This window comes from Gemmatimonadota bacterium (assembly GCA_016209965.1).
GTDB lineage: Bacteria > Gemmatimonadota > Gemmatimonadetes > Longimicrobiales > RSA9 > JACQVE01.
On sequence record JACQVE010000178.1, the window covers coordinates 1 to 2,285 of the forward strand.

The window sequence follows — 2,285 nt, forward strand, 5'->3', positions numbered from 1 at the left end:
CCCACAGGTTCGCCACGCCCGCATCGCGGAAGTCGCTGTCGCCGCTGAAAAGGCGGAGCTGCCAGTAGAGGTCGGCCAGCGAGTTGTTGACTGGCGTGGCAGTGAGGAGCAGGACGCGCGCGCCGCGGCAGAGCTCCGCCGCGGCCTGGTAGCGCCGCGTTCGCGGTGAGCGCAACGCGTGCGCCTCGTCGATCACAACCAGGTCCACGCGCCCGAGGCCTTCCAGCGACGCGCCGCTGCGGCTGAGCCGCGTGTGCGAGAGCCAGCAGACGAGCGCCTGCGCCGCTCCGCCACCCCGCGGTCGCCCGGTCTCCGGGGCGGCTTCCTGGAGCGCGACCAGCCCCACCGGTTCCCGCGGAATCGCCCGGCCGCGCGGGCAGAGCAGGCTCGCGCCATGGTGCTGGGCCAGCCGCGCCAGATGCGGCTGCCACTCTCGCCGCAGCACGGCTGGCGTAGCCACAGCGACTCGCCGGCCCTGTTGCAGCCAGCGGTCGATCAGCCCCAGAGCAACGTACGTCTTCCCCAACCCTGTGCTGTCTGCCACGATCACGCCCCGCCGGGTCTCGAGGATTCGCTGTGCCCGCTCGAGGGCCTCGGCCTGGAACGTCGCGAAGTCAAACAGCCCGGATCCCGTCGGCGGGGTGGGCGGCCCCGGCCCGGAGCGCCCGAATCGCGCCGCCAACACGCGGAGCGCTACTTCCCGGGGCGTTGCCACACGCCAATCCGGTGTTCTTTCGCGCACCGCGCCGAAGCCGCCGGCGGTCCACCCGAGGCATTCCCGCCACATGCCGGCTACCCCACGTCCAGCAGACGCTGGAGGGCTGCGCGTACCACGGGCAGGACGTCGTAGGCCTTTTCCCATAGCTCGTCGAAGCGCGTGGCGGCGCGTTCCGCCTGGCCCCCGCAGAGCACGGCGGTAAGGACCGGGCCGGTCACAGGCTGGGGCCGCGCGAAGTAATGGGCGCCCACCAGTGCCACTGTCCGGTCGGCCGCGGCGGTGTCACCCGACCGGACTCGCAGGACAGAAAAGTCCGGCGACCAGGCTTCCGAGCCGGCCGCGCGTACGTGCAGCCGTCCGCTCTCCGAGAAGCTCGCGAGCTCCCTCAGTTGCTGCTGCTGCTGCGTCCGCCCGGCGCCCGTATCGATCAGGCTGTTGGCATCCAGCCGTCCTATGAGAACCCGGCACTTCCGCACGCTGCCCAGCTCGCGCCCCGAAAGATCGATCCCCGCCAGTCTCATGCGGTTGACGGCAAAGGCAGCTTCCACCGCAGCGCCCAGCAGCATTCCCACCAGCTCCCGCAGCGAGAGCGGGCTCCGCTCGTCCAGCAGCAGCGCCCCTTCCCGAAAGACCGACTCGAGTAGCGGCCCAGCGGCAGTCGCGGTCCCGGGGGCGCTGTCCGCGCGGGCGCTCATCTCGCGCCCGCGCCGCGGAGCCAGCGGTCAAACCGGTCGAGCTCCCGCATGTTCTCGGGGCTCAGCCCGTAAAGCAGGCCGACCAGCATGTCCAGTTCTTCCGTCTCCCGCGCACTCAGCACACCCCTGCCGTGCGCGACTTTCGAGAGGGCCAGCAGCCGGGGGGCGGTCCCATGGCCTACCCACTCCTGTGGCAGGGGTAGCAGCGCCACGGTCCAGGCCTGAAAGCGGAACCGAGCGTCCTTTGCCCGCTCGGCGACCGCCCGCGCAAAAGTCCGTGCCGGCAGCGAGTTGAGCAACGCGGCCAGCAGCAATGCCCGGTCCTCTGCATCTGTGGGGATGAAGTAGACGGTGTTGAGGGGGATAAGCGGCCGGCGCTTCGCCTCGAGGCCGCGCGCCGTGGCGGGAAGCGCAACCGCCTCGAGCACCTCGGCCAGGTCCTGCCAGGCGACCTTGGGGCGCAGCGTCTCCGGCGAGAGGCGGAACACTGCGCCCGGCGGCAGGCCGGGGCGCCACCCCGAGCGGCCGCTGAGCACGGCCTCGTGACGGCTCAGGTAACGCGCCGCGTGCGGGGGCGCCGGGCCGGCCGCGGGGCCGCTGTCATCATAAACCCAAAGCAGATAGCCTCCCGGGCGGTAACGCCAGGCGCTGACGCCACTGCCCCGCAGCAGCGGAACCAGCGCGCTACTCTCGACGAGGCCTCGAAACCGCCGCAGCTCTGCGTTGGACCGACCCTGGCGGTGAGCGCGGTGAAACCCTTCCGCACGGATCCAGGCGAGTCCGCCCAACTTGGCCTGTGCTTCCCGAATCACCAGCACCTCGTTCGCACCCGTGACCACGCCGCGGCGTGGGCGCAGCTCGGGATCCCCGCC

General features: G+C 71.7%; 3 protein-coding genes. All 3 read right to left on the reverse strand.

The annotated features are described in order from the left end of the window. Positions 1–715 (reverse strand): hypothetical protein (locus HY703_07330; protein ID MBI4544987.1); only part of this gene is annotated, 715 nt, incomplete at its 3' end. 77 nt (positions 716–792) lie between these two features. Further along, positions 793–1,413: a hypothetical protein gene (locus HY703_07335; protein MBI4544988.1), complete on the reverse strand. Its 621-nt coding sequence runs from the start codon at positions 1,411–1,413 to the stop codon at positions 793–795. Next, positions 1,410–2,285: hypothetical protein (locus HY703_07340; GenBank protein ID MBI4544989.1), on the reverse strand; the 876-nt coding region annotated here is incomplete at its 5' end. The genes HY703_07335 and HY703_07340, both read right to left, overlap by 4 nt.

Bases quoted from the DNA above. Each gene is read 5' to 3' on its own strand.
- HY703_07335 (MBI4544988.1), bottom strand. From the start codon at position 1,413: ATGAGCGCCCGCGCGGACAGCGCCCCCGGGACCGCGACTGCCGCTGGG.